The sequence below is a fragment of the Prochlorococcus marinus str. MIT 1013 genome, assembly GCF_027359395.1.
GTDB lineage: Bacteria > Cyanobacteriota > Cyanobacteriia > PCC-6307 > Cyanobiaceae > Prochlorococcus_B > Prochlorococcus_B marinus_E.
The window spans coordinates 1,153,470-1,179,366 of the sequence record NZ_CP114778.1; the positions used below are offsets into that span (position 1 = coordinate 1,153,470).

22 protein-coding genes are annotated in these 25,897 nt (G+C 37.0%); 6 read left to right on the plus strand and 16 right to left on the minus strand.

From position 1 onward, the window contains the following. Window position 1 precedes the first annotated feature (1 nt). From O5633_RS06955 to rpsL, 7 genes are all read right to left on the minus strand, one after another. On the minus strand, window positions 2-934 hold the full coding sequence (locus O5633_RS06955) for a methyltransferase domain-containing protein (protein ID WP_269608912.1): 933 nt from the start codon (window positions 932-934) through the stop codon (window positions 2-4). 2 nt (window positions 935-936) lie between these two features. Next, a complete protein-coding gene (locus O5633_RS06960) occupies window positions 937-1,599 on the minus strand; it encodes an LON peptidase substrate-binding domain-containing protein (protein ID WP_269608913.1) in 663 nt (220 codons plus the stop codon). Window positions 1,600-1,659: 60 nt separating this feature from the next. After that, window positions 1,660-1,980 (minus strand): 30S ribosomal protein S10, encoded by a 321-nt coding sequence (gene rpsJ / locus O5633_RS06965; protein ID WP_009788866.1) that lies wholly within the window; start codon window positions 1,978-1,980, stop codon window positions 1,660-1,662. Between the two features lie 123 nt (window positions 1,981-2,103). After that, complete coding sequence (gene tuf, locus O5633_RS06970) at window positions 2,104-3,303, minus strand: elongation factor Tu (RefSeq protein ID WP_269608914.1); 1,200 nt, start codon at window positions 3,301-3,303, stop codon at window positions 2,104-2,106. Window positions 3,304-3,344: 41 nt separating this feature from the next. Next, the gene (gene fusA / locus O5633_RS06975; protein WP_269608915.1) at window positions 3,345-5,420 is read right to left on the minus strand and encodes an elongation factor G; all 2,076 of its coding nucleotides are present in this window, start codon (window positions 5,418-5,420) and stop codon (window positions 3,345-3,347) included. Between the two features lie 114 nt (window positions 5,421-5,534). Then, window positions 5,535-6,005: a 30S ribosomal protein S7 gene (gene rpsG, locus O5633_RS06980; RefSeq protein WP_269608916.1), complete on the minus strand. Its 471-nt coding sequence runs from the start codon at window positions 6,003-6,005 to the stop codon at window positions 5,535-5,537. A 48-nt stretch (window positions 6,006-6,053) separates the two neighbouring features. Then, window positions 6,054-6,428: a 30S ribosomal protein S12 gene (rpsL, locus tag O5633_RS06985; protein ID WP_011824478.1), complete on the minus strand. Its 375-nt coding sequence runs from the start codon at window positions 6,426-6,428 to the stop codon at window positions 6,054-6,056. Between the two features lie 277 nt (window positions 6,429-6,705). On the opposite strand from rpsL, the gene gltB reads away from it, so the two are divergent. Together gltB and O5633_RS06995 are read left to right on the plus strand one after the other, a co-directional pair. Continuing rightward, window positions 6,706-11,295, plus strand: coding sequence for a glutamate synthase large subunit (gene gltB, locus O5633_RS06990; protein WP_269608917.1), 4,590 nt, complete (start codon window positions 6,706-6,708; stop codon window positions 11,293-11,295). Between the two features lie 10 nt (window positions 11,296-11,305). Beyond that, window positions 11,306-11,632 carry a YciI family protein gene (locus tag O5633_RS06995; RefSeq protein WP_269608918.1) on the plus strand — a complete coding sequence of 109 codons (327 nt, stop codon included), beginning with the start codon at window positions 11,306-11,308 and terminating at the stop codon, window positions 11,630-11,632. Here O5633_RS06995 and lipA read toward each other — a convergent pair. Together lipA and cobJ are read right to left on the minus strand one after the other, a co-directional pair. Next, window positions 11,620-12,489 carry a lipoyl synthase gene (lipA, locus tag O5633_RS07000; RefSeq protein ID WP_269608919.1) on the minus strand — a complete coding sequence of 290 codons (870 nt, stop codon included), beginning with the start codon at window positions 12,487-12,489 and terminating at the stop codon, window positions 11,620-11,622. The two genes, O5633_RS06995 and lipA, sit on opposite strands and share 13 nt — an antisense overlap. Window positions 12,490-12,628: 139 nt before the next feature. Beyond that, a complete protein-coding gene (cobJ, locus tag O5633_RS07005) occupies window positions 12,629-14,404 on the minus strand; it encodes a precorrin-3B C(17)-methyltransferase (RefSeq protein ID WP_332299673.1) in 1,776 nt (591 codons plus the stop codon). Window positions 14,405-15,043: 639 nt separating this feature from the next. Between cobJ and psaA the strand changes: the two genes are divergently transcribed. Both psaA and psaB read left to right on the plus strand, forming a co-directional pair. Next, entirely contained in the window at window positions 15,044-17,350 is a 2,307-nt protein-coding gene (gene psaA, locus O5633_RS07010; protein WP_269608921.1) for a photosystem I core protein PsaA, read from the plus strand. 21 nt (window positions 17,351-17,371) lie between these two features. Next, the gene (gene psaB, locus O5633_RS07015; RefSeq protein ID WP_269608922.1) at window positions 17,372-19,600 is read left to right on the plus strand and encodes a photosystem I core protein PsaB; all 2,229 of its coding nucleotides are present in this window, start codon (window positions 17,372-17,374) and stop codon (window positions 19,598-19,600) included. A 274-nt stretch (window positions 19,601-19,874) separates the two neighbouring features. On the opposite strand, the gene O5633_RS07020 is transcribed toward psaB, so the two are convergent. Together O5633_RS07020 and O5633_RS07025 are read right to left on the minus strand one after the other, a co-directional pair. Further along, the gene (locus O5633_RS07020) at window positions 19,875-20,402 is read right to left on the minus strand and encodes a photosystem I reaction center protein subunit XI (protein WP_269608923.1); all 528 of its coding nucleotides are present in this window, start codon (window positions 20,400-20,402) and stop codon (window positions 19,875-19,877) included. A gap of 37 nt (window positions 20,403-20,439) precedes the next feature. Beyond that, a complete protein-coding gene (locus O5633_RS07025; protein WP_269608924.1) occupies window positions 20,440-20,556 on the minus strand; it encodes a photosystem I reaction center subunit VIII in 117 nt (38 codons plus the stop codon). A 133-nt stretch (window positions 20,557-20,689) separates the two neighbouring features. On the opposite strand from O5633_RS07025, the gene O5633_RS07030 reads away from it, so the two are divergent. After that, window positions 20,690-21,172 carry a HEAT repeat domain-containing protein gene (locus O5633_RS07030; RefSeq protein ID WP_269608925.1) on the plus strand — a complete coding sequence of 161 codons (483 nt, stop codon included), beginning with the start codon at window positions 20,690-20,692 and terminating at the stop codon, window positions 21,170-21,172. Here O5633_RS07030 and O5633_RS07035 read toward each other — a convergent pair. Together O5633_RS07035 and O5633_RS07040 are read right to left on the minus strand one after the other, a co-directional pair. Further along, window positions 21,130-22,092, minus strand: a complete 963-nt coding sequence (locus O5633_RS07035; RefSeq protein WP_269608926.1) for a glycosyltransferase family 2 protein — start codon at window positions 22,090-22,092, stop codon at window positions 21,130-21,132. The genes O5633_RS07030 and O5633_RS07035 overlap by 43 nt on opposite strands. Then, window positions 22,093-22,878 carry a C40 family peptidase gene (locus O5633_RS07040; RefSeq protein ID WP_269608927.1) on the minus strand — a complete coding sequence of 262 codons (786 nt, stop codon included), beginning with the start codon at window positions 22,876-22,878 and terminating at the stop codon, window positions 22,093-22,095. Window positions 22,879-22,899: 21 nt separating this feature from the next. On the opposite strand from O5633_RS07040, the gene O5633_RS07045 reads away from it, so the two are divergent. After that, complete coding sequence (locus O5633_RS07045; RefSeq protein ID WP_269608928.1) at window positions 22,900-23,793, plus strand: serine hydrolase; 894 nt, start codon at window positions 22,900-22,902, stop codon at window positions 23,791-23,793. Here O5633_RS07045 and O5633_RS07050 read toward each other — a convergent pair. The 3 genes from O5633_RS07050 to O5633_RS07060 all read right to left on the minus strand — a co-directional run bounded on the left by O5633_RS07050 (window position 23,786) and on the right by O5633_RS07060 (window position 25,723). After that, window positions 23,786-23,920 (minus strand): hypothetical protein, encoded by a 135-nt coding sequence (locus O5633_RS07050; protein ID WP_011295180.1) that lies wholly within the window; start codon window positions 23,918-23,920, stop codon window positions 23,786-23,788. The genes O5633_RS07045 and O5633_RS07050 overlap by 8 nt on opposite strands. A gap of 122 nt (window positions 23,921-24,042) precedes the next feature. Next, on the minus strand, window positions 24,043-24,606 hold the full coding sequence (locus tag O5633_RS07055) for a hypothetical protein (RefSeq protein WP_269608929.1): 564 nt from the start codon (window positions 24,604-24,606) through the stop codon (window positions 24,043-24,045). Between the two features lie 91 nt (window positions 24,607-24,697). Next, entirely contained in the window at window positions 24,698-25,723 is a 1,026-nt protein-coding gene (locus O5633_RS07060) for a hypothetical protein (protein WP_269608930.1), read from the minus strand. Between the last annotated feature and the right edge of the window lie 174 nt (window positions 25,724-25,897).

Genomic DNA, 25,897 nt, shown 5'->3' on the forward strand with positions numbered 1-25,897 from the left:
TTTATCCTCTTGATTTGAATACTCCGAATTTCATTAAACCTCTTGAAAAAGACCATCTCATCATTAATATGGTCGGGATTTCTCTAAATGCCTTTAGTAGTGATCTAAAGCCTAATCTTACGATAGATGAAGGTCTTCTAAACCCTTCGTATATAGATTCATTCCAAGATTGAATTGTGTATTTTGTCCAATTTGAAGTCTCTACAGAACTTCCAAAATAGGGACTGTTTAATAAGTTGTTTTTAAATCCTTCAATACTTGAAAATTCAGGATGTGTCCATTGTATTAGTAATTGATTCATAATGAACTTTTCCAATAAATTTAAGGGATGCTTTTTTGAGTCTCTTTGATTCCAATCTGCAACTGCCAAAACCCCACCGGGTCTAAGAACTCTTAGCATCTCATCTGCAAACGTTTGCTTATCAGAGATATGAGGCCCCGCTTCAACACTCCAAACCCCATCAAAGCTTCCTTTTTCAAACTTCAAGTCAAGTGCATTCATTACCTCAAAACGACATAAATCCTTATTAGATGTTAATTCATTCGCTCTTTTAATTTGTTCTTGACTTATGGAAATACCAATGACATCAAATCCATAATAATCAGATAATATTCTTGAACTTCCGCCTATTCCACAGCCTACATCTAGCACCCTTGAGCCTCTCGGTAGTTTATTTAAACCGCTCCAACGAACTAATTCATGAACAAAATCAACTTTAGCTTTCCTAAAGTCTTTTTTTATTCTTGGTTTTTCGTAAAAGCCAAGATGAATATGTTCACCCCAGAGGTTTTCTAATAAACGGTCATTAGTCCATGAATCATATGAGGATGCAACGCTATTAACAGACTCATATTTGCGACTTTTCATGAGCCACTGAGTAGTTAAAGTGAACAAAAAGAAAGCACTAAAGATACAAATTAATATCCATTGCATAATTAATTGTTTGCTGGATCAGCATTTGAGAAAGTATCTTTCAAAGCAGTTCTAGCAGCCAGTTGTCTTCTTGTGTGATCAAGAAGTTCATATTCTCTTTCCAAGCGGTGGAAAGTATTTGTTAATTCTAATAAATTTTGCTGCTCACTTGCTACTGGACCTCCTAGATGAGCCGCTATCCAAAAAGACAATTCTCTGGGTATATCAGGCAAAGAATCAGGGAGTGTCTTCTCAGATTCAGTTAATTTTGAGGTAAGTGAAACTACATCCCTAAGAGCAATGGAAACTGAGTCTTTTAGCTCCAATAGTTTTGTTTGATCTGAAATTTGTTCATCATCAACCCAACTAACTAGTGCGTTGACAAATGGTGTTTCACTAATAATTTCTAGGATTCGAAATCTTTGCTGTCCAATGGTAACAATATTACTTCTACCATCTTGTGAAGTTTGATGCTTAATAATCTCAGCACAACAACCAACATCTGCCAATTTTTTTTCGATTGGATCCCATCGAACAACCCCGAAACGACTATCCGATTTCAAAACGGATTGAAGCATCACTCTGTAACGAGTCTCAAAAATATGCAGAGGCAAGTACTCTTGAGGAAAAAGCACAACCTCAGGTAATGGGAAAAGTGGTAACTCCCTAACTGAAAGTTCGCTCAAATGGGTATTCCTAATTAAGCATATCCTAGATAATCAATCTCATATTTGAGAGAAAAAGACCTAGAGCTTAACTTCTATATCAACTCCACTAGGTAGGTCCAACTTCATTAAAGCGTCAATAGTCTTTGCTGAAGGGCTGTAAATATCAATAATTCTTCTATGTGTTCTTGTTTCAAAATGCTCTCTTGAATCCTTATCAACATGAGGCGAACGAAGAACACAATAAATTTTCCTTTTTGTAGGAAGAGGAATAGGCCCTATTGCTGAAGCAGCTGTTGTGTCTGCAGTCTCAATTATTTTATCGCAAGATAAATCGAGCATTCTTCTATCAAAAGCCTTCAGACGTATACGTATTTTTTGCTGTGCAATTGCAGTAGACATAATGGAATTACCAAAAACTAATTAAATTTTCGAGGTTCTTTTAACAAATGAACTAATTTAGTCCATTTGTTAATTTAATTTAGAGGATGACCTGAATAAATTACAAGTCATCCTCAGAATCAATTACTCAATAATTTTTGAAACCACTCCGGCTCCAATAGTACGACCCCCTTCTCGAATTGCGAATCTCATTCCTTGCTCAATAGCAACAGGAGCTATTAATTCTCCGGTCATTTTTATTCTGTCACCGGGCATAACCATTTCAACATTACTGCCATCGTCAGATGTGAAAGCTGTAATTTGACCTGTTACATCAGTAGTACGAATGTAAAACTGAGGACGATATCCAGCAAAGAAAGGAGTATGTCTACCACCTTCTTCTTTTTTCAATACATAAACCTCACCTTCAAATTTAGTGTGTGGAGTAATAGATCCTTTTTTAACAAGCACCATCCCTCTTTCAATATCTTCTTTTTGAATACCTCTCAAAAGAAGTCCAACATTATCTCCAGCCATACCTTCATCGAGAAGCTTTCTAAACATCTCTACTCCGGTAACAGTTGTAAGTCTCGTATCTCTGATACCTACAATTTCTACCTCCTCTCCAACCGTTACTTTTCCTCTTTCAATTCGCCCAGTTGCAACTGTTCCACGACCAGTAATTGAAAAAACATCTTCAATAGCCATTAAGAAAGGCTTATCAATTTCTCTTTCTGGTTCTGGAATTGAAGAATCTACAGCAGTCATCAAATCATCTATTTTTGTCTCCCAATCTGCGTCTCCTTCAATAGCTTTTAATCCTGAAACTTGAACAACAGGGATGTCATCACCAGGAAAGTCATAACTTGTGAGAAGTTCACGAATCTCCATTTCTACAAGTTCTATCATTTCTTCATCATCAACCATGTCACATTTGTTTAGTGCAACAACCAATGCAGGTACACCAACCTGCTTGGCCAAAAGAATATGTTCTTTTGTTTGTGCCATTGCTCCATCGGTGGCTGCTACGACAAGAATTGCACCGTCCATCTGAGCAGCACCAGTGATCATGTTTTTTACATAATCAGCATGGCCTGGGCAATCAACATGAGCGTAATGCCTACCATCAGTTTCATATTCAACGTGAGCAGTGTTGATTGTTATACCGCGTTCACGCTCTTCTGGAGCTCCATCAATTTCAGCGTAATCTTGCGCTTCGGCTTGACCTTTTTTGGCTAAAACCTTTGTGATTGCAGCAGTAAGTGTTGTTTTGCCATGGTCAACGTGGCCAATAGTACCTATGTTGACGTGAGGTTTGTTCCTCTCAAACTTCTCGCGAGCCATTTTTTTTAAAGAATCGGGGATTGGTTAGTAAATTTTAGAGATCAGGAATTGCCCTGATTCTTGGAGATAATTGCTTCAGCAACATTACGAGGAACTTCCTCGTAGGTGCTGAACTCCATTGAGAAAATACCCCGACCTTGAGTCATTGATCGGAGTTGAGTGGCATAGCCAAACATTTCGGCTAATGGCACTTTTGCCTGGACTTTGGATTGTCCATCTTCGATGGATTGACCTTCAACCTGACCTCGTCTAGAGGACAGATCTCCAATTATAGAGCCTAGGAAGTCCTCAGGCACTTCTACCTCAACTTTCATCATAGGTTCTAGAAGGACAGGATTGCACTTCTTGATTCCATCTTTGAAAGCCATTGAGCCAGCAATCTTAAAAGCCATCTCTGATGAGTCAACATCATGATAAGAGCCATCAACCAATGTAACTTTTACATCAATTAAAGGGTAGCCAGCAATCACACCAGACTCACATGTTTCTTTCATTCCTGATTCAGCAGGTTTTATATATTCTTTTGGAACAGACCCACCAACAATTTTATTGACAAACTCAAAACCAGTTCCTGGTTCACCTGGCTCAACTTCAATAACAACATGACCATACTGACCTTTACCACCTGTTTGTCTTGCAAACTTTCCTTCGCCTGAAGAGCTTGCTCTAATCGTTTCTCTATAAGAAACTTGAGGTGCTCCAATATTTGCCTCCACCTTAAATTCTCTCAACATACGATCCACTAAAATCTCTAGGTGAAGTTCGCCCATGCCTGCAATTACAGTTTGATTTGTCTCTTGATCAGTACTGACTCTGAATGTTGGATCTTCCTCAGATAGAGATGTCAACGCTTTCCCTAACTTTTCCATGTCACTTTTAGTCTTGGGCTCTACCGCAACTGAAATAACTGGCTCAGGGATATAAAGGGTTTCTAGAACAATTGCCTCTTCGGAAGCGCATAAGGTATCTCCGGTTGTTGTATTTTTCAGGCCAAGCACAGCACCAAGATCCCCAGCTCTTAATTCATCGACTTCCTCACGGTCATCAGCTTTCAAAATTATCAACCTAGATATTCTCTCTTTTGCATCCTTAGTTGAGTTAAGAACATAACTACCTTTTTCAAGGACACCTGAATACATACGCACAAAAGTCAATTTGCCATATGGATCAGCCATTACCTTAAATGCAAGCGCACTAAATGGAGCAGCATCATCGGAAGGCCTAACAGCTTCTTTTCCGTTCGGAAGCAAGCCCTGAATAGGAGGGACATCAACAGGAGCAGGAAGATAATTAACTACTGCATCTAGTAATAACTGAACTCCTTTATTTTTAAAAGCTGAACCACATAACATTGGAACCAAACCATGTTTAAGAACTCCTTCCCTAATCCCAGTTTTAAGTTGGTCAATTGTTAACTCACCATTTTCTAGAAACGCTTCAAGCAATTCTTCTTCAGTTTCTGCTATTGATTCCATTAATTTTGATCGCCAATCAGATACTAGATCAACCATGTCTGATGGAACATCAGTCTGCTCAATATCTTTTCCCAGGTCGTCTTTATAAATGTATGCTTTATTTTCTACAAGATCAATAATACCCTTCAAGTCATTTTCGGCTCCAATAGGTAATTGAATTGGAACTGCATTAGCTTTTAATCTATCTTTGATTTGGCCATGGACTTTGAGGAAATCTGCTCCAGTTCTATCCATTTTATTTACAAATACCATCCTCGGTACTGAATACCTATCGGCTTGACGCCAAACCGTCTCAGATTGAGGCTGTACTCCCCCAACTGCGCAAAAGACAGCAATTACACCATCAAGAACTCTCATCGAGCGCTCAACTTCAATGGTGAAATCAACGTGTCCAGGGGTATCGATGATGTTAATACGGTGATCGTCCCATGTAGTTGAAATCGCTGCAGCGGTAATTGTGATTCCTCTCTCTCTCTCTTGGGCCATCCAATCAGTGACAGCTGCACCATCATGGACCTCTCCCATCTTATGAACGACACCTGAATAGAAGAGAATTCTTTCAGTACAAGTCGTTTTACCAGCATCGATATGTGCAGCAATCCCGATATTTCTTACTCGTTCCAAAGGAAAGGCGCGTGCCACAGAAAATACTCCGACTAAAGGGCTTTAAAATGAGCATGGACTCTACAACTAAGCATGCTAAAAAAGAAATATTTTGTGGATTTAAATAGAAAAATTAGAAAAATTTGACCTAAATCAATATCGATAATGAGCAAAAGCTTTATTTGCTTCGGCCATCTTATGGGTCTCTTCCCTCTTCCTCACTGCATTTCCAGCTTCATTAGCTGCATCCATAAGCTCCCCAGCAAGTTTTTGAGCCATGCTTCTACCATTTCTTGATCTTGAAAAATTTACCAACCATCTGAGTGCCATTGCAGTTCCTCTTTCCTGACGGACTTCCATTGGAACCTGATATGTAGCCCCACCAACTCTTCTCGCTCTCACCTCAACAAGAGGTGTGACATTTTTCACTGCTGTTTCAAATAATTCAATCGGGTCTGAACCAGTTCGTTCATTAATCAAACCAAAGGCATCAGAAAGAATTTTTTGAGCTGTTGATTTCTTTCCATGCTTCATCAATCGATGAACCATCATACTTGCCAAACGATTATTGAATTGAGGATCAGGGAGAACAGGTCTTTTTTCTGCTGCGTTTCTTCTTGACATGAAATTGGATTTGTATAAGGGGGAAATTCAATGAATCAAAATAAGTTTTTATTCCTTAGGAGATTTAGCTCCATATTTTGATCTTGATTGTCTTCGATCTTTAACCCCAGCGGTATCAAGAGTACCTCTGACTATGTGATATCTCACTCCTGGTAGATCCTTAACTCTTCCGCCTCTGAGCAAAACCACAGAGTGCTCTTGAAGGTTGTGACCGATCCCGCCAATATAAGCAGTAACTTCAAAACCTGAGGTTAATCTGACACGAGCTACTTTTCTTAGAGCAGAGTTAGGTTTTTTGGGAGTCGAGGTGTAAACCCTTGTACAGACTCCTCTCCTTTCTGGACAACCTCGCAAAGCAGGAGATTTTGTCTTTGTTTTAAGAGTCTTTCGCTCTGTTCTTATCAACTGTTGAATGGTTGGCATTAATTTTATATTTGGTCTAGGTTCGACCAGATTCAACAATTCTCCAGATTACTTGGTCAAGCACCCAAATTAGTATTTTTTTTCAATTAATATTTTATTTTTATTCCGGTTTAAGCATAAGAAACAAATATTTTAAAGAAAGTATTGAATAGAAAACTAGATGGTAGACAAAAATGTTTAAGATGTAACTCTAGGAACTATCAAATTAATCTAGTCACCTATTTCAAAGCTTACCGATGGCACTTTTGTAAGAAAAGAAAAATAGTAAGTTAAAAACATGCATCAACGACCCTCAAGATCAAATTGGCCATACTGCGATAGCACTTATCCAGATGCCTTTTCTGGGGAAAGAGATTCTTGTGGAGTTGGTTTTATAGCTAGCGTTGAAGGCAAACAAAATCATTGGGTCTTATCTCAGGCATTACGTGGCCTCGGCTGTATGGAACATAGAGGAGGCTGTGGAGCAGATAGTGACTCAGGTGATGGTGCTGGAATTTTGTGTGAAATACCATGGTCATATTTAAAGAAAGTTTGGGAAACCGCTAAAGAATGCGAGCCTCAATCATCAGGAATAGGCATGATTTTCATGCCTAAAGATCCAAAGAATAGAGAAATAGCAAAGAACATATGCGAGCAGGAAGCCGAGTCTTTAGGGTTAACTTCTAATGGATGGAGAGATGTTCCTGTAAATCAAAATGTATTAGGCAAACTTGCTAGAGACAATGCCCCTTTTATTACTCAATGGATAGTTAATATTAAAGATAAAGAAATTAATCTTGAGGCTTTACTTTACAGATTAAGACAAAGGATTTCTAATCGAGCAAATATAGAATTAAAGGAAGATGAATTAGGTCTCTATATTTGCTCTTTAAGTAGCAAAACCATTGTTTATAAAGGAATGGTTAGATCTGAAATATTGGCTCCTTTTTATAATGATTTAAAGGACTATAGATTTGAAGTTTCATATGCGGTTTACCATAGAAGATTTAGTACAAATACATTACCTAAATGGCCTTTAGCTCAACCAATGAGACTTTTAGGTCACAATGGAGAAATAAATACATTACTTGGAAATATAAATTGGGCTAAAGCAACAGAAACAGATATAAGTTCAGTTTGGCAAGAAAATGCAAATGATCTAAAACCTATCGTCAATAATTTATATAGTGATTCAGCAAATCTCGATTTAAATCTTGAACTATTAGTCCGAAGTGGAAGGCCAATAACTGATAGTTTATTAACACTTATACCTGAAGCTTTTAGAGACCAACCAGAATTAATAAATAAACCTGAAATAACTGCTTTTTATGAATATGCTGCAGGAACCCAAGAACCTTGGGATGGACCAGCTTTAATAGTCTTTACTGATGGAAGAAATATAGGCGCAACTCTTGATAGAAATGGTTTAAGACCAGCTCGCTATTGCATCACTAAAAATGGATATGTTGTTATGGGATCTGAAACAGGTGTTGTTGAATTAGAGGAAAATCAAATCCAAGAGAAGGGTCGCCTAGGGCCTGGTCAAATGCTTGCAGTAGATTTAGAAAGCAAAAGAATTTTACGAAACTGGGATGTTAAAGAACAGTCAGCAAATAGATATCCATACTTAGATTGGTTAAAAGCAAATCGTATAAACCTTAACAACCAAAGTTGGGAAATAAATAATAAATTTGATAAGGAAGGATTGCTTCAGCAACAAATTGCATTTGGTTTTAGTGCAGAAGATTTTGATTACATAATTAATAGCATGGCATCAAATGCAAAAGAACCAACTTATTGCATGGGAGACGATATACCACTAGCAATACTTTCTAAGAAATCACATATTCTTTACGACTATTTCAAACAGAGATTTGCACAAGTTACCAATCCACCAATTGATCCTCTTAGAGAAAAGCTAGTTACTAGCCTAGAGATGCATCTTGGTGTTAGAAAAGCACCGTTAAGACCTCATGCAGAATCTGCAAGACTAATTCATATTAAATCACCAATACTTAATGAAAAAGAATTAACTTCAATAACAAAATCAGAACTTTCATGCAAGAAAATATCGACTTTAATTCCTATTAATGATGATAAATTGAACCTCGAAAAAGGTCTCAAAAATCTATGTCAAGAAGCTGAAAATAGTGTAATTAACGGTGGAGAAATACTTATACTCACAGATAGAAATATTAATCGAGAAAATTCCTATATTCCTCCTCTTCTTGCAATTGGCGCAGTTCATCATCATCTACTCAAAAAGGGACTAAGGCTAAAAACCTCGATAATTATAGAAACAGCTCAATGCTGGAGTACGCATCACATAGCCTGTCTGATTGGATTCGGAGCAAGTGCAATTTGTCCTTGGTTGACATGGGAAACCACTCGCCATTGGTGGCAACTACCTAAAACTCAAAAACTTATTTCCGATGGGAAGTTGTCTGGTTTATCCATAGAAATTGCTCAAGAAAATGTTAAGAAAGCAATGGAAGATGGATTAAGAAAAATACTTTCAAAAATAGGAATCTCAGTTCTGGCAAGTTATCACGGAGCGCAAATTTTTGAGGCTATTGGTATTGGTGCAGATTTAATTGATTTAGCTTTCAAAGGAACTACAAGTCGCATAGCGGGACTAACTTTAAAAGAATTATCGCTCGAGACAATTTCATTTCATAAAAAAGCTTTCCCAGAGCTAGATCAAAAAAAACTTGACTTTAATGGATTTGTTCAATATCGCAATAGTGGTGAATTTCATTTAAATAATCCAGAAATGTCAAAAATTCTTCATTCTGCAGTGAAAGCTGGGCCTGGATATGACCACTTCAAAACTTATCAACAACTTCTAGAAAGTCGACCCGCTACTACCCTCAGAGATCTTCTTACATTTAAAACAGCTCCTCAGCCTTTGCCTCTTGAGCAAATAGAGAGTGTTGAGAGTATTTGTCAAAGATTTTGCACCGGTGGAATGAGTCTAGGTGCCCTATCAAGGGAAGCGCATGAGGTTCTTGCAATAGCAATGAATAGAATTGGAGGCAAAAGTAACAGTGGTGAAGGAGGTGAAGATCCTGCAAGATTCAATGTTCTCCAAGATGTTGATGCAAATAATCAATCAAAAACATTACCCAACCTCAAAGGACTTTTAAATGGAGATACAGCCTGTTCTGCAATTAAACAAATTGCTTCTGGCCGATTTGGTGTAACCCCTGAATATATAACCAGCGGAAAGCAATTAGAAATAAAAGTAGCTCAAGGTGCAAAGCCAGGAGAGGGAGGCCAATTACCAGGTCCAAAGGTTGATGAATATATAGCCAAGCTTCGTAATAGCAAGCCAGGTGTAGCTCTTATTTCTCCTCCCCCTCATCATGATATCTACTCCATCGAAGACCTTGCTCAGCTTATTCACGACCTTCATCAAATAAATCCAACGGCAAAAGTCAGTGTGAAATTAGTTGCTGAAATAGGTATTGGCACAATTGCAGGGGGCGTGGCAAAAGCAAATGCTGATGTCATTCAAATTTCAGGACATGATGGAGGAACGGGAGCATCTCCACTTAGTTCAATTAAACATGCTGGTTTGCCATGGGAACTTGGATTAACCGAAGTTCATCGCTCTTTATTAGAAAATGGCCTTCGCAAAAGGGTTTTATTAAGAGCAGATGGAGGTTTAAAGACAGGTTGGGATGTGCTGATTGCAGCTTTACTTGGAGCTGAAGAATATGGTTTTGGAACAATCGCAATGATTGCCGAGGGTTGTATCATGGCGAGGATTTGCCATACAAATAAGTGTCCAGTCGGTGTAGCAACTCAACAAGAAGGCTTAAGAAAAAGATTCCCAGGTCTTCCTGAACATGTTGTTAACTTTTTTATCTTCGTAGCTGAGGAAGTCAGACAATTGCTGAGTCAGGTAGGAGTAACAAAAGTCGAAGATCTTATTGGAAGAACAGATCTATTAATTCCAAGGAATCTAGATTTGACAAAAACAAAAGAAGTGGACTTATCTAGCCTGCTCAAACCTTTGGAAAACTCAACAGATCGTTCATGGTTGAACCACGAAATACAAGCTCATACAAATGGAGAAGTTCTTGAGAATTCTCTACTAAAAGATGAAGAAATTTCTAATGCAATTAAGAATCAGAGAAGCATAACTAAAGAAATTTCAATTGTTAATACAGATAGAAGTGTTTGTGCACGAATCTCCGGGGTGATAGCCAAAAAATATGGAAATAAAGGTTTTAGTGGAAATTTAAATTTGATATTTAAAGGTCCAGCTGGGCAAAGTTTTGGTGCATTTATTTTGGAAGGAATGAATATTTCTTTGATAGGAGAAGCTAATGACTATGTAGGCAAAGGAATTAACGGAGGTTCCATTTCGATTGTCCCCGAAATTATTAATGAAACATCTAGCACTCAGGTAATTCTTGGCAATACATGTCTATATGGAGCAACTGGTGGAAAATTATTCGCCCTTGGAATAGCAGGGGAACGTTTTGGTGTTCGCAATAGTGGAGCTCATGCTGTTATTGAAGGAGCGGGAGACCATTGCTGCGAATATATGACTGGAGGAGTTGTTGTTGTACTCGGAAAAACTGGAAGAAATATTGGAGCAGGAATGACTGGAGGCATAGCATTTATTCTTGACCAAAAAAATGAACTTGACTTAAGAATGAATAAAGAAATTGTTGAAGTGCATGATTTGACTGCAACTAACCAAGAACAATTCTTAAAGGACTTAATTATTGAATATCATCAGAAAACCAAAAGTCCTACAGCAAACAAGATTCTCTCAGATTGGTCTTCGTGGAAAAAATTATTTAAAATAGTAGTTCCCCCAAGCGAAAAAAATAAATTAGGCATTGAAGAAGCTCTTGAAAAAGCAACAATATAGAAAGACAAGAATGCCTATATTTATTAAGACAGAGAAGTTCAAAGAAAAAACCTTAGGATTATCAATTAGTGAAAGAAAAAAATTCTTATTAATGCATAAAAAATGGGTCATAGATATTAGTAAATCTGGACATTACATACATAGTGGATATTTAATAAATGAACAAAAAAAGCCAGGTGGAGGTGGTTTATTAATTTTTGAAGCGAAGAATTATTTAACAGCAAAAAAATTAATAGAAAATGATCCCATGATTAAGCATGAATTAGTTGTTTGGGATCTTCAAGAATGGATATCTATTGATGGGAGTCAACCAAAGTTTTCAAATCATCTTGGATGAGAGATCATTAATTTTTTAACTTCTCCTGCGTGATAACTACTTCTAGTTAATGGTGAGCTAATAACCTGTAAAAATCCTAATTTATTTTCTCCTTCAATACGGTAAACATCAAATTGCGAAGGAGATACAAATCTATTAACGGGCAAATGATTGGGTCCTGGTGATAAATATTGGCCAATAGTTACTATATCAACTTTATTTAAATGAAGATCTTTTAGGACACTCAAAATCTCATTATCTGTTTCCCCTAATCCAGCCATTAGGCCCGATTTTGTATAAACTTTTGGCCAACCTTCACGAACTCTTTTTAATAATTCCAAAGACCTTTCATATTTTCCTTGAGGTCTGACTCTTGGATATAGCCTTGGAACTGTCTCGATATTGTGATTTAGTACATTTGGAGCAGCATCCAAAATAACTTTCAAAGCGTCCCAATTACCACAAAGATCTGGAATTAAGACTTCAATAGAGGTAAAAGGAGATTTGCTTTGAACAGCCTTGATACATTTCAAAAATTGACTAGCACCACCATCTTCTAAATCATCACGATTTACAGAAGTTATCACAACATGAGTTAAGCCCATCCTATAAACAGCCTCACCTAAGCGATCAGGTTCTGATGGGTCTAAAAGCCTTTTCGAATTATCAAACGATATATCACAATAAGGGCATTTCCTAGTGCAAGCAGGGCCCATTATTAAAAAAGTCGCAGTACCTCCTGCAAAACATTCTCCAATATTTGGACAACTTGCTTCCTGACAAACTGTATTGAGTTTTAAATCAACTAATAGATCAGCAACATTGCCAATCCTCTCTTGCTGTGGTGCCTTAACACGTAACCAGTCTGGTTTAAGCAAAGCTCTTTTGATAACAAACTAACTTTAGAAAGAATTTCCAGATTGACTTGATTTTTTTACCTTCTTCTAAACTTAATTACCAAAAAATAATCTTAAAACTAAATATATAATTTCTAATTAATAGAAATAATCAAAAAATTTAATTAGAAAAATAGCCTCTTGGTGTTAAAAATCTATTATTTTTAATAACACTCTGGCTATTACCAATAACCAAAATAGTAAGCATATCGACCTTATTAAATGGCAAAGTTTCTAGAGTATGAATTTCTATACTCTCATCTGGCCTGCCAAGCTCTCGAGCGATAGCAACAGGTGTGCCTGGTTTACGAAATTCAAGTAATAAATCAACAGTCTTTTTTAACTGCCAATCACGCTTGATTGATTTTGGATTAAATATTGCAATAACAAAGTCACCTATGGCTGCGCTTTTTATTCTCTTCTCAATTTGATGCCATGGAGTCAAAAGATCACTTAATGAGATAGAACAAAAATCATGCATAAAAGGAGCCCCCAGTTTTGCAGCAGCCATCTGAAAAGAGCTAATGCCCGGATGAACTTGAAATAAAGGCCTTGACTGAACCGTTTCATTTAGCCAAAGTTCGAGAGCCAACCCTGCCATTCCATAAATTCCACTATCGCCAGATGAAATAAGAGCAACTCTTACTCCCTCTTTTGCAAGATCAAGTGCGTATTTACATCGATCTTTTTCAAAAGTTAATTCTGAATCAATGCGAACCTGATCATGGCGCCGAATTGAATCCAAATAATTTAAGTAAGGTGTATAACCGATCCAAGCAGCGCATCTAGTTAAGGCTCGGCGTGAGTCAGAAGTAAGCATTTCCAAATCTCCAGGCCCACTACCTATTAAATGCAATTCACCTTTATGAGGAGCAAAAGGAGTTGAAATCTCGACCAATGCAATTGTTACGGCCCCACATTCATCTTCGTTGGAAGAATAGATTTGTTTTTCTTGTATTAATCTTCCACCCTTTGCTCCTAATAAAATTGCTGCAGCTTCAGCCACAGAGGCAGTTCCCATTTCATTCAAAACTACATTTGAAGGAGTAGGTACTTTGACTTGTGAAAGTTCAAGAGCACTAAAGAAATAAATTGGCCATTCATTATTTTTTGACAAATTCAATAATCCTATTTCATCATTTTTTTTATCAATAGTTGCTAAACCACAGATTGAAAGAAGTGATAAACCATTTTTTAAAAAAGAATCCTCTATGGCTCGTTGAATCAATTTCTCACTAGTATTTCGCTCGCATCCAATTCCAATGATTATTAGGGGTGGATGCCATGAACATAAATTCGTATTTTCTTGACCTATATACAAGTCGATATTTTCAAAAGATATTGGGTCATTTTTCTCTAAAAAAGAAAAAGTGGAACAGGCTTTTAATTTCTGCCACAATATTGATCCTTTGGATTGAAAAACAATATTTTTTTGCTGTTTAGATTGTCTAATCATTAATTTTCGCCAATCAACATTATCCCCTCCCCTTTTCCAACCCCATTGTTCACCAAAACAATCCAACGGAATTCTTCTTTCTGTGAATGAATCTGAAGTGCAAATCACTTCTGCTGCTATAGCAGCTGCCAGTTCTCTAGCAAACCTGTCTCCCCCTTGCTTATGACCTCCTAATAGAGTAATAACATTTTTTGCTTTTGAATCCATTACCAGTATTGCTGGATCATTTTCTTTAGATCTAACAAAAGGAGATATAAGCCTAACTACAGCACCGATTGAACCTATAAAAATTAATTTATTATTGTTGCCCCAATGATCTTTTAAAAAATCAATTGGCGAGGATTCAACTAAACCTTCAATTTTTTTTTCTAAAGAAAGAGTTGAACCATCAGATATAAAAATTTGATCTATATGTTTGCTTGCTTGTAATCTCTCAAGCAAAGGCAAAGCGCTTAAAGAAAATCCAAATGCAATCTTTTTTGGAGTGTTAACTAATGTTTTTTCCAGAACGAGAGATAAAATAAACTTTTGATTTATTTATACAAGGTAGCCTCTTGAAGAAAACTTTAGTAAATGAAAAATCAAAATCAGTAAAATAGTCTTTAAATAAATTTATTCAAATCAACAAACAGCTCGTAACAAGAAATTCACTAGTATTTTTACCTAACGATAAGCCTATGAATAAACCTATCGAAGTCAAAAACTCTTGCTATAACTCAATTACTAACTAATTAATATTTACAATAAATAAAGCTACTAGACCTAAATTATTTTTTTTTCTGACCTCAACCACAAGCAACGATTTACTAATTAAGAAAAACCATGGATTCACTGACCAATTAGGAATAAAAGTGTAGAACATTTGTTACATGCTTCCGTAGTAACTGACTGTCTACTTTATGCTTATGACATAACCCCTATATAGGTTTTCAAGTAACTTCAAAGGTAGGTCTTGAATTCCTAAAATCTTTAATAAAGCAATCCCGCCTCATAAGTAGAATTGCTTACCAAAGATTTAATCCTAGTTTTTCCTAGACTAGGGCCCCCAAACCTCGATCACATTCCTGAAGGAATCACTCGATGACCATTAGCCCACCAGAAAGAGAACAAAAAAAAGAACCAGTTCTCGATAAACCTATCGAAACTGATGCAATCCCTGTAGATTTTTCCAAGCTTGATAAGCCTGGTTTTTGGTCAAAGTCCCTAGCAAAGGGTCCAAAGACTACTACATGGATATGGAATCTTCATGCTGACGCGCATGATTTTGACACCCATGTTGGAGATCTCCAAGAAACCAGTAGAAAAGTATTTTCTGCTCATTTTGGCCATCTAGCAGTCATCTTTATTTGGATGAGTGCAGCTTTTTTCCATGGAGCTCGCTTTTCTAATTATTCTGGATGGCTTGCTGATCCAACTCATGTCAAACCAGGAGCTCAAGTCGTTTGGCCAATAGTTGGGCAAGAAATGCTCAATGCAGATTTAGGCGGTAATTATCACGGCATTCAGATCACATCAGGAATTTTTCAGATGTGGAGAGGCTGGGGTATTACCAATGAAACAGAGCTTATGGCTTTAGCTATTGGTGCATTACTAATGGCAGCGATAATGTTGCATGGTGGTATATATCACTATCACAAAGCTGCTCCAAAGCTTGATTGGTTCAGAAATCTTGAATCTATGCTCAATCACCACATAGCTGGTCTAGTGGGATTGGGTTCAATTGCATGGGCAGGACACTGCATTCACATTGGAGCACCAACTGCAGCCCTTATGGATGCTATTGATGCAGGCAAGCCACTAATTATTGATGGAATTCCAATAGCTTCAATTGCGGACATGCCATTGCCACATGAGCTTTGCAATCCAGCTATCGCTAGTCAGATATTCCCTGGACTTGCAGGGAGAACAGTAGAAAATTTCTTTACAACCAATTGGTGGGCATTTAGTGATTTTCTTACTTTCAAAGGAGGTCTGAATCCGGTTACTGGAAGTTTGTGGATGACAGATATTTCACATCATCATTTAGCTTTTGGAGTTCTAGCTGTATTTGGTGGACACCTATATAGAACAATGTTTGGAATAGGCCACAGCTTAAAAGAAATACTTGATAATCACGCTGGAGATCCAATTCTTTTCCCTGCTCCAAATGGACATAAGGGAATATATGAGTTTTTAGCTAATAGTTGGCATGCTCAACTTGGCTTAAATCTTGCAATGATCGGCTCCCTCAGCATCATTATTTCTCATCACATGTATGCGATGCCTCCATATCCATACTTGTCAATTGATTATCCAACTGTTTTGGGTCTATTTACCCATCACATGTGGATAGGGGGATTGTTCATTGTTGGTGCAGCAGCTCATGCTGGCATAGCAATGATTAGAGACTATGACCCAGCTGTTCATATTGATAATGTTCTAGACAGAATCTTGAAAGCAAGGGATGCATTGATTAGTCATTTAAACTGGGCATGTATGTTCTTAGGTTTCCATAGTTTCGGTCTCTATATTCATAACGATGTAATGCGTGCGTTAGGAAGACCTGCCGATATGTTTAGTGATACAGGCATCCAACTTCAACCTGTTTTCGCTCAATGGATTCAAAATATTCATCATTCAGCAGCTGGCTCTACCACTCTTGCTGGTGCGAACGTAAACCTTCAAAGTGGCTTAGTTAGCGAGGTCTTTAATGGTTCAGTAAGTCAAGTTGGTGGGAAAATTGGAATCGCTCCTATACCTCTAGGAACTGCTGATTTCATGATTCACCATATCCATGCTTTTACTATCCACGTAACCCTTCTAATTCTTCTAAAAGGAGTTTTATTTGCAAGAAGCTCTCGACTAATTCCCGACAAAGCGAATCTTGGATTTAGATTCCCATGTGATGGCCCAGGAAGAGGAGGTACATGCCAAGTTTCATCTTGGGATCATGTTTTCCTTGGTTTGTTCTGGATGTATAACGGCTTATCAGTAGTTATATTCCACTTCTCATGGAAAATGCAAAGTGATGTATGGGGCCTTACAGGAGGAAACTTTGCTCAAAGCTCCATCACTATTAACGGATGGCTTAGAGATTTCCTCTGGGCCCAGTCATCACAGGTCCTTACAAGTTATGGTCAACCCATAAGTATGTACGGTTTGATGTTCTTGGGAGCACATTTCGTTTGGGCATTTAGTCTTATGTTCCTATTCAGTGGCCGTGGTTACTGGCAAGAATTATTTGAGTCAATTATTTGGGCTCATAATAAACTTAAGTTGGCTCCAACTATTCAACCAAGAGCTCTATCTATTACTCAAGGTCGTGCAGTAGGAGCAGCTCATTTCCTTCTAGGAGGAATTGCTACAACTTGGGCCTTCTTCCACGCTCGCTTAATCGGTCTCGGCTGACCCTCTCTGATCTTTTATAAAATGGCAACTAAATTCCCATCTTTTAGTCAGGGTCTTGCTCAAGACCCTACAACCAGAAGAATCTGGTACGGCATAGCTACCGCTCATGACTTCGAAAGTCATGACGGTATGACAGAGGAGCAGTTATATCAAAAACTCTTCTCTACTCATTTTGGTCACTTAGCCATAATTGGTCTTTGGGTGGCAGGAAATCTTTTTCACATTGCTTGGCAAGGTAACTTTGAGCAATGGGTTCTAGATCCAACTCATACTCGTCCAATTGCTCATGCAATTTGGGATCCTCATTTTGGACAAGGTCTTACTGATGCTCTGACTCAGGCAGGAGCAACTTCTCCAGTTAATATTGCTTACTCAGGCTTATACCACTGGTGGTACACAATTGGTATGAGAACTAATGAGCAGCTTTTTCAAGGTGCAATATTTATAAATATTCTTGTTTGCTGGTTATTGTTTGCTGGATGGCTTCATCTTCAACCCAAATACAGGCCATCATTAGCGTGGTTTAAAAATGCAGAATCCCAGTTAAATCATCACTTGGCTGTTCTTTTTGGATTCAGTAGTATTGCTTGGACTGGTCATTTAATTCATGTAGCCATTCCTGAATCAAGAGGAATTCATGTTGGCTGGGAAAACTGGTTAACTGTTATGCCTCATCCAGAAGGTCTAACTCCATTTTTCTCCGGTAATTGGGGAGCATATGCTCAAAACCCTGATTCACTTGATGCAGTTTTTGGAACTACCCAAGGAGCTGGTACAGCTATTTTTACATTCTTAGGTGGACTACACCCTCAAAGTGAATCACTTTGGCTAACAGATATTGCTCACCATCATTTGGCTATAGGAGTTGTATTTATAATTGCAGGTCATATGTATAGGACTAACTTTGGTATTGGCCATAGCCTTAAAGAAATTGTTGAAGCGCATAATACAAGTCACCCAAAAGATCCACATAGAGGTTATTTCGGGATAAAGCATAACGGTCTTTTCGAGACAGTTAACAATTCACTGCATTTTCAGCTTGGTCTTGCACTTGCTTCTCTAGGAGTGGCTTGCAGCTTAGTTGCTCAGCATATGGGTGCATTACCTTCATATGCATTTATCGCAAGGGATTACACTACTCAATCGGCCCTATATACCCATCATCAATACATAGCAATGTTCTTGATGGTTGGAGCTTTTTCTCACGGAGCTATTTTCTTTGTTAGAGACTATGATCCAGAGCTAAATAAAGATAATGTACTAGCAAGAATTCTAAGTACTAAAGAAGCTTTAATTAGTCACCTCAGTTGGGTAACAATGCTTTTAGGCTTTCATACACTTGGAATTTATGTTCACAATGATGTTGTTGTAGCTTTTGGAACACCAGAAAAACAAATTCTGATTGAGCCTGTTTTTGCACAATTCGCTCAGGCTGCAAGTGGAAAAATGATGTATGGATTTAATGCGTTGCTAGCAAATGCATCAAGTTCTGCATCTATAGCTGCGAATTCCATGCCAGGTAATCACTACTGGATGGACATGATAAATAGACCAGATGCACTTACCAATTTCTTACCAATTGGACCTGCGGATTTCTTAGTTCATCATGCAATTGCCCTAGGACTTCATACAACTGCTTTGATTCTTATAAAAGGTGCTCTTGATGCTAGAGGAACAAAACTAATTCCAGATAAAAAAGACTTAGGTTTTGCTTTCCCTTGTGATGGACCTGGTCGTGGAGGTACTTGTGATAGTTCCTCTTGGGACGCTACTTATTTGGCAATGTTCTGGGCTTTAAATACTATTGCTTGGATTACCTTCTATTGGCATTGGAAACATTTGGCAATTTGGATGGGCAATACGGCTCAATTCAATGAATCTGGCACCTATTTGATGGGTTGGTTCAGAGACTACCTATGGCTTAATAGCTCTCAGTTAATTAACGGCTATAACCCGTTTGGTGTAAACGCTTTATCTCCATGGGCTTGGATGTTCTTATTTGGTCATCTAATATGGGCAACTGGATTTATGTTCCTGATCTCTTGGAGAGGATATTGGCAAGAACTTATTGAAACTCTTGTTTGGGCTCATCAAAGAACACCAATAGCTAATTTAGTTGGTTGGAGGGATAAGCCTGTTGCATTATCAATTGTTCAAGCTAGATTAGTTGGTTTAACTCATTTTACCGTTGGAAACTTTGTAACCTTCGGAGCTTTTGTAATAGCCTCTACGTCAGGTAAGTTCGGATAAATCCGTAACAAGCAAGCTTACGAAACATAAAACACTGTCTTCTTAGGCGGTGTTTTTTTTTGAGAACTAATATTAATTCGGATGGTCAATTGATATTTATATATAAGGAAAATAGATCAATTTGATATAAAGAATTAGGCACTGAACTATAAACAAAGCAAACTAAAATAATCTAAGTTAAAGCTTTTGAAAATCATCAGTCAATAATTTAGAAAATTAAAAAGCCCCTTATTCAAGGGGCTTTTTAATTAAAATTCTCTTAGAAAAGATTATTTTAAGCTCCAAGTAAATGATATTCCTTAATCAAAGGGAGAACAGTATCTAAATGCAAAGTACCTATTAGCAACCAAGCAAAAACTACACCTCCTGTACCTCCTAACCAAAAACCATTTGTAAAATCACTCCATCCTGCTCTAGTAAATAAATCAGAAGGAGGATTAGCTACTGTTGCATCAGGAGGTTGCACATTAGGCGCCTTACCTGCAGCATTGTAAAGAATAAAAAGAGCAGTCAATATTTGAATGGCTCCAACTCCGCCAAGCAATCCTGCCGTTAAGGCAAAATCAGTATTTCTCAGAGGCCCTGTCATAGAAAAAGGACCAAAAAGTAAATAACCAAAAATTGCACCTGTTTCTAGACCTCTGAAGTTTGGCGATAAGCCTTCTCGATAAACAGGGAGATTATTTATAACCATCTTAGTAAACCAACCACTGTTAACTGGAGTTTGAAGATTGCCAACAGTTGGGTCTGAGACTGTTTTCACAGCCCACTTTTGCAAAAGTGTTTCTTGAGATTTAGTCATGGGCAAAAAGATTTGGTAGAAAATTAATTTTTTGAAATTACTCAGTAGCGGTTATGTACCTACCAATCAAAACAATGAAAACTGCTGGGCCCATTATTCCAACTAAGGGAATCAGAATAGCGGGAAGCAAAGTTGAAGCTAGTTCACTAGTCATTACTTATTTCTATAAATCCACTTTTATTTTATAGAATTATGATCTAATCAAACCAAATTCAACCCATTGATGACATAAAAGTTCAATCCGTATATCTTCTTTAAAGATGCATTACTAAACAAATTTTCTCATCATGAATCAAGTTTTTGCTGGTAGTTTAGCTCTAATTATTGCATTAATCCTTTGGAGTTCAAAAAAACAATCCAAGGCATCAGTTTTTTTCAAATATAAAAAGGATTCCTTATCGAAAGCTCAGGTAACATCATCCGAACTGATAATCGATAAGAATTTACAAGATCAAAAATCAAATAAACTGAATAATAAAAAATCAAATCCTTTTTCACAGTCAACTTCACTTAATTCAATACAGACAAAAAAACAATTAACTAAATTAATCTCTAGCAACCCAAGTGATCGTCTATTAGCTATTCAAATTGCTAGTAAATGGGAGAACAAAAAAGCATTACCTTTTTTAAAAAGAGGATTGAAGGATTCTGACAGTAGAGTTGTTATTGCTTCTGCTGCTGCCATTGCAACTTATAAAGGGACAACTATTAATTTAAATAAAAAATCTCAAGCTTCTCGTCCTCCTCGAAATGTATCTCTAATGCGATAAATTGGTCTATTTTGACTTTCATGATAAGTGCGGATTTGCAGCTCTCCAAGCAATCCAAACCCAAAAAGTTGAACTCCAGTCACTGCAAGAAGTAAAGCAAAAATAAGTAAAGGTCTATTACCTATATCTTCGCCTAAAAGTTTTATGGTTAATAAGTAAAAGCTTGTTATGAAGCTCCCAATAATTGCAAGAATTCCACCAAAACCAAAAACATACATAGGTCTTGTTAAAAATCTATTCATAAACCAAACAGTCAACAAGTCCATCAAGACTCTAAATGTTCTATCTATTCCATACTTACTAGATCCAAATTGACGGGCCCTATGATTAACTTTAACTTCCGTAATTCTAGCTCCTTCAATATTTGCAAGAACAGGCAAAAATCTATGCAATTCACCATATAATCTCATATCTGTAAGCACTTCTTTCCTATAAGCCTTTAAAGAACATCCATAATCATTAAGTCGAACACCAGTAACCTTCCCAATCAATCGGTTAGCAATTTTTGATGGAAGCTTTCTACTTATCGCAGCATCTTGCCTTCGATATCTCCATCCACTCACGAGATCAAATCCATCCCTGATCTTATTAACTAATAAAGGAATATCTGCAGGATCATTTTGCAAATCACCATCAAGTGTGACAACTACCTCCCCAGAAGACATATCAAATCCTGCTGCCATAGCAGCCGTCTGTCCATAGTTTTTACGTAGAAGAACTCCAACTAATTCTGGTATATCAAAGCTTAGTTTTCTAATTACCTCTGCGCTGTTATCTGATGACCCATCATTAACTAAAACTAATTCAAAAGTTTCCTCCATAGGCTGTAAAACTTCTAATAACTGATTCACCAAAAAAGGAAGACTTTCTTCTTCGTTATAGATAGGAACAACTATTGATAGGGCAACATTAGAATTCATTCAATACTCCTCGTAAGGGTCAATTAATCTTCTTGAGAGTTTTTCACTCTGATAACAAGAGATCACTCTTCCAGCAGATCTAAATTTAGATCTGTAAAAAGAAGCAATTTTTCCAGGGTTGGGTTGAAATAAACTATCAATCTCTATCCCATTATGCCCATCAGTTACCCCAGAACTATGAATATAAAAACCATTCTCAATATGCAATCCAACGTGAGTACATTTTTCAGATGATCCAAAGAAAAGTAAATCACCAGGTATTAATTCTTCACCTAAAGCTTCAATATCAAATGCAATATTTTTGCAGAATTTTTCCTGCTGATAAGCATCTCTGGGTATCCAAATGCCTGAACTTGCAAAAGCAGATTGAACCAAACCAGAGCAATCAAAATTTGGACCAATAGTTCCGCCCCACAAATATTGATTACTAATTTTTTTCGCAACCTTAGTCCAAGACAATATTTTAGGAATCCTAGAAATAATTTTCTCTACAGTAAAAAATTCGGGTTCCCATGATTCTATTTTTGAAGCTTGATGAATTAATTCAGAAAATCTAAACCAACAAATATAGTCATCTTCCAAAAGACGTACTTTAACTCTATCGATAATTTTAGTATTTTTAAAATTAGATTTTGAACAGTCAATTAATTCAAACCTCCTACCAATACTTGCTTGTGTAACCAATTCTTCACTATTTTCACTTTTAAATCCATCAATATTTATTCGCAGTTTCCATAAACTTCCCAAAACAAATGAAGCTTTAGTTAGCAAAACCTCTAAGGTCATATTGAATTCGTCTCGAGCGCTATGGCGTTCTACCGACAAGACTCTGAGATGGCATATTGCCTAAAAGGTCTCCTCGATAGATTTGAAAAAGAAGGTCGTCCAAACCTTCAAGAAAATATTGCAATAACTTGCATACGTTATGACAAGCAAAGTCCATCGACATCCAGTGGATATGGGACAGGGTGGAATTCAAACAGAAATTTTTATCCTGCAAGCATAGTAAAAATAGTTTATGCATTAGCGACTCAGGTATGGCTAAAACAAGACTTAATTGTTGACTCAGAAGAACTTAGAAGAGCATTACATGAAATGATCGCAAACTCCAATAATGACGCTACAAGTTATATTTTAGATCTTTTAACAGGTACTACAAGTGGTCCATCTCTTAATGAGTCAAACTATCAAGCATGGAAAATCCAAAGGCAATTAATTAACCACTGGCTAAATGATCTTAGGTGGCCTGAAATAAAAAATTGGAACTGCAGTCAAAAGACTTGGAATGAAGGACCTTTTGGAAGGGAAAAAGATTTTTATGGAAAAAAAAATGAGAATCGAAACAGTATGACAACCGATGGGAGTGCAAGAATCTTTGAATCATTAATGACACTTGAAATCCTCCCAAAAGTAGCAAGTGAGCATTTAATAAAAGTTTTTCAACGCTCACTCGATCCAGTTAGTCGCAAGCAAGATTTAGAGAATCAAGTAGATGGTTTTTTAGGCGCAGGACTTCCTTTGGGTTCTAAACTTTGGAGCAAAGCAGGTCTCATGAGTGAAGTTCGCCATGATGTCGCATGGTGGGAAGCGCCCAATCAGAATCCTATGCTTGCAGTCGTTTTTACAACTGGCAAAGAATTAGTAAAAGATCAATTCTTACTTCCTGCGATTAGCAGTGAGTTAAACAAATTAGCTATTTAGCAATAAGTAAAATTCCAGCAAATAAAATAGATCCCAAAAGAAATCCAACAGCCAAAAGCACAGCTATTATTGGTGTATTTAAATAAACAGATATAGTTGCGAGTTGATTACCCTTTGCTTCAGACACCTTTAAAACTCATAAAAACCACATTGATTAAAGCATCTAACTCTGCCAAAAAACAACAAAAGTTGAACTGATAAAACAATTTTTAAAAAACAAAGAATTTTTTTTGACATCCAAAAAATAATTCAAATAAAATTTGATTTTGGTTTCTTATTTTGTAAAATTTTAATATCTTTATTACTTTCAATTTCTTTTATTGAAGTCTCTTGTTTATATATTTTTTTATTTATTATTTTATCATCCGCTTTTTTTAAATCATCATTTAATGATTTGATTTTATTTATTTTTTCTAAGTCTTTTGTCTCAACATTTTGATCGATTTTGTAATTCGTTGAATCTATATCCTTTAATCTACTTTTATTTACAGCTATATTTTTTTCAACATTTACAATATCGTTAATTGCAGAATTATTAAATAAATTAAAATCAAATCTACCTTTTGCAAAAGATATAGAGGTAAATACAAGTATTGAACCTAGAATAATAATCAAAAATATATTCGATAATAAACTATTTATTGGAGTCCAAAATAATGTGACTTTAGCATCTTCATTTTTTTGTTTAAATGTATCAGCAGAGGGACTTAAATCTAAAAATATATCTTGATTAATCCAACCTTTATTAGCTTTCCTATAGGGAGACTCACTTTTAGTGAACTCAAAAACCTCCTGGATTCTTTCTTTAAGCACAGCTTAGATTTATCTAAAACTACAAGAACGAAAACATAGCAGAAAGTCAGAATAAAAAAGTTGCTTTCTCATAGTTATTCGTGAAATTGAATTACCCAGCAATAAATACCATCGCAGAAATAAGAATAGCCGAAGCCAAAATCCCTATAGAAGCTATTGACACAATCTTTCCAGTGTTTAAGGAGACTGAAACCGATAACAATTCTGTTCTTGAGTCTCGTTTCTGTTGTGAATCAATTTGAGTTCGAGAATTAACAGTTTTGCTGGCTTGTGCTTTCTTGTCTGCTGCGGCTTTTTTATCTGCTGCAGCCTTCCTCTCCGCTTGAGCTTTCTTCTCTGCTAAGGCTTTTTTATCTGCTAAGGCTTTTTTATCTGCTAAGGCTTTCTTCTCTTCTGCAGCCTTCCTCTCCGCTTGAGCTTTCTTCTCTGCTAAGGCTTTTTTATCTGCTAAGGCTTTTTTATCTGCTAAGGCTTTCTTCTCTTCTGCAGCCTTCCTCTCCGCTTGAGCTTTCTTCTCTGCTAAGGCTTTTTTATCTGCTAAGGCTTTCTTCTCTTCTGCAGCCTTCCTCTCCGCTTGAGCTTTCTTCTCTGCTAAGGCTTTTTTATCTGCTAAGGCTTTCTTCTCTTCTGCAGCCTTCCTCTCCGCTTGAGCTTTCTTCTCTGCTAAGGCTTTTTTATCTGCTAAGGCTTTCTTCTCTGCTGCAGCCTTCCTCTCCGCTTGAGCTTTCTTCTCTGCTAAGGCTTTTTTATCTGCTAAGGCTTTCTTCTCTGCTGCAGCCTTCCTCTCCGCTTGAGCTTTCTTCTCTGCTAAGGCTTTTTTATCTGCTAAGGCTTTCTTCTCTGCTGCAGTCTTCCTCTCCGCTTGAGCTTTCTTCTCTGCTAAGGCTTTTTTATCTGCTAAGGCTTTCTTCTCTTCTGCAGCCTTCCTCTCCGCTTGAGCTTTCTTCTCTGCTAAGGCTTTTTTATCTGCTAAGGCTTTCTTCTCTGCTGCAGTCTTCCTCTCCGCTTGAGCTTTCTTCTCTGCTAAGGCTTTTTTATCTGCTAAGGCTTTCTTCTCTTCTGCAGCCTTCCTCTCCGCTTGAGCTTTCTTCTCTGCTTGAGCTGTTTTCGCTTGCACTTTAAATCCAAAAATTTGCCTTATTCAAGCATCCAGATCACAATGATTTAAAAAAAATAACTAGTTGCAACGAAGTAATGCAATAGAATTTATTTTCTTTTAACCCATTTAGATCTTTTGCACTTAATTAAATAGGAGATGAACTTCATTAGTAGCGCCGTAAATAAACGGCAT

What these genes read in the sequence shown, in the direction of transcription:
- O5633_RS06955 (WP_269608912.1), bottom strand. Translation starts at nt 934, where the DNA reads ATGCAATGGATATTAATTTGTATCTTTAGTGCTTTCTTTTTGTTCACT.
- rpsJ (WP_009788866.1), bottom strand. Translation starts at nt 1,980, where the DNA reads ATGTCTACTGCAATTGCACAGCAAAAAATACGTATACGTCTGAAGGCT.
- tuf (WP_269608914.1), bottom strand. Translation starts at nt 3,303, where the DNA reads ATGGCTCGCGAGAAGTTTGAGAGGAACAAACCTCACGTCAACATAGGT.
- rpsG (WP_269608916.1), bottom strand. Translation starts at nt 6,005, where the DNA reads ATGTCAAGAAGAAACGCAGCAGAAAAAAGACCTGTTCTCCCTGATCCT.
- rpsL (WP_011824478.1), bottom strand. Translation starts at nt 6,428, where the DNA reads ATGCCAACCATTCAACAGTTGATAAGAACAGAGCGAAAGACTCTTAAA.
- gltB (WP_269608917.1), top strand. Translation starts at nt 6,706, where the DNA reads ATGCATCAACGACCCTCAAGATCAAATTGGCCATACTGCGATAGCACT.
- O5633_RS06995 (WP_269608918.1), top strand. Translation starts at nt 11,306, where the DNA reads ATGCCTATATTTATTAAGACAGAGAAGTTCAAAGAAAAAACCTTAGGA.
- psaA (WP_269608921.1), top strand. Translation starts at nt 15,044, where the DNA reads ATGACCATTAGCCCACCAGAAAGAGAACAAAAAAAAGAACCAGTTCTC.
- psaB (WP_269608922.1), top strand. Translation starts at nt 17,372, where the DNA reads ATGGCAACTAAATTCCCATCTTTTAGTCAGGGTCTTGCTCAAGACCCT.
- O5633_RS07020 (WP_269608923.1), bottom strand. Translation starts at nt 20,402, where the DNA reads ATGACTAAATCTCAAGAAACACTTTTGCAAAAGTGGGCTGTGAAAACA.
- O5633_RS07025 (WP_269608924.1), bottom strand. Translation starts at nt 20,556, where the DNA reads ATGACTAGTGAACTAGCTTCAACTTTGCTTCCCGCTATTCTGATTCCC.
- O5633_RS07030 (WP_269608925.1), top strand. Translation starts at nt 20,690, where the DNA reads ATGAATCAAGTTTTTGCTGGTAGTTTAGCTCTAATTATTGCATTAATC.
- O5633_RS07035 (WP_269608926.1), bottom strand. Translation starts at nt 22,092, where the DNA reads ATGAATTCTAATGTTGCCCTATCAATAGTTGTTCCTATCTATAACGAA.
- O5633_RS07040 (WP_269608927.1), bottom strand. Translation starts at nt 22,878, where the DNA reads ATGACCTTAGAGGTTTTGCTAACTAAAGCTTCATTTGTTTTGGGAAGT.
- O5633_RS07045 (WP_269608928.1), top strand. Translation starts at nt 22,900, where the DNA reads ATGGCGTTCTACCGACAAGACTCTGAGATGGCATATTGCCTAAAAGGT.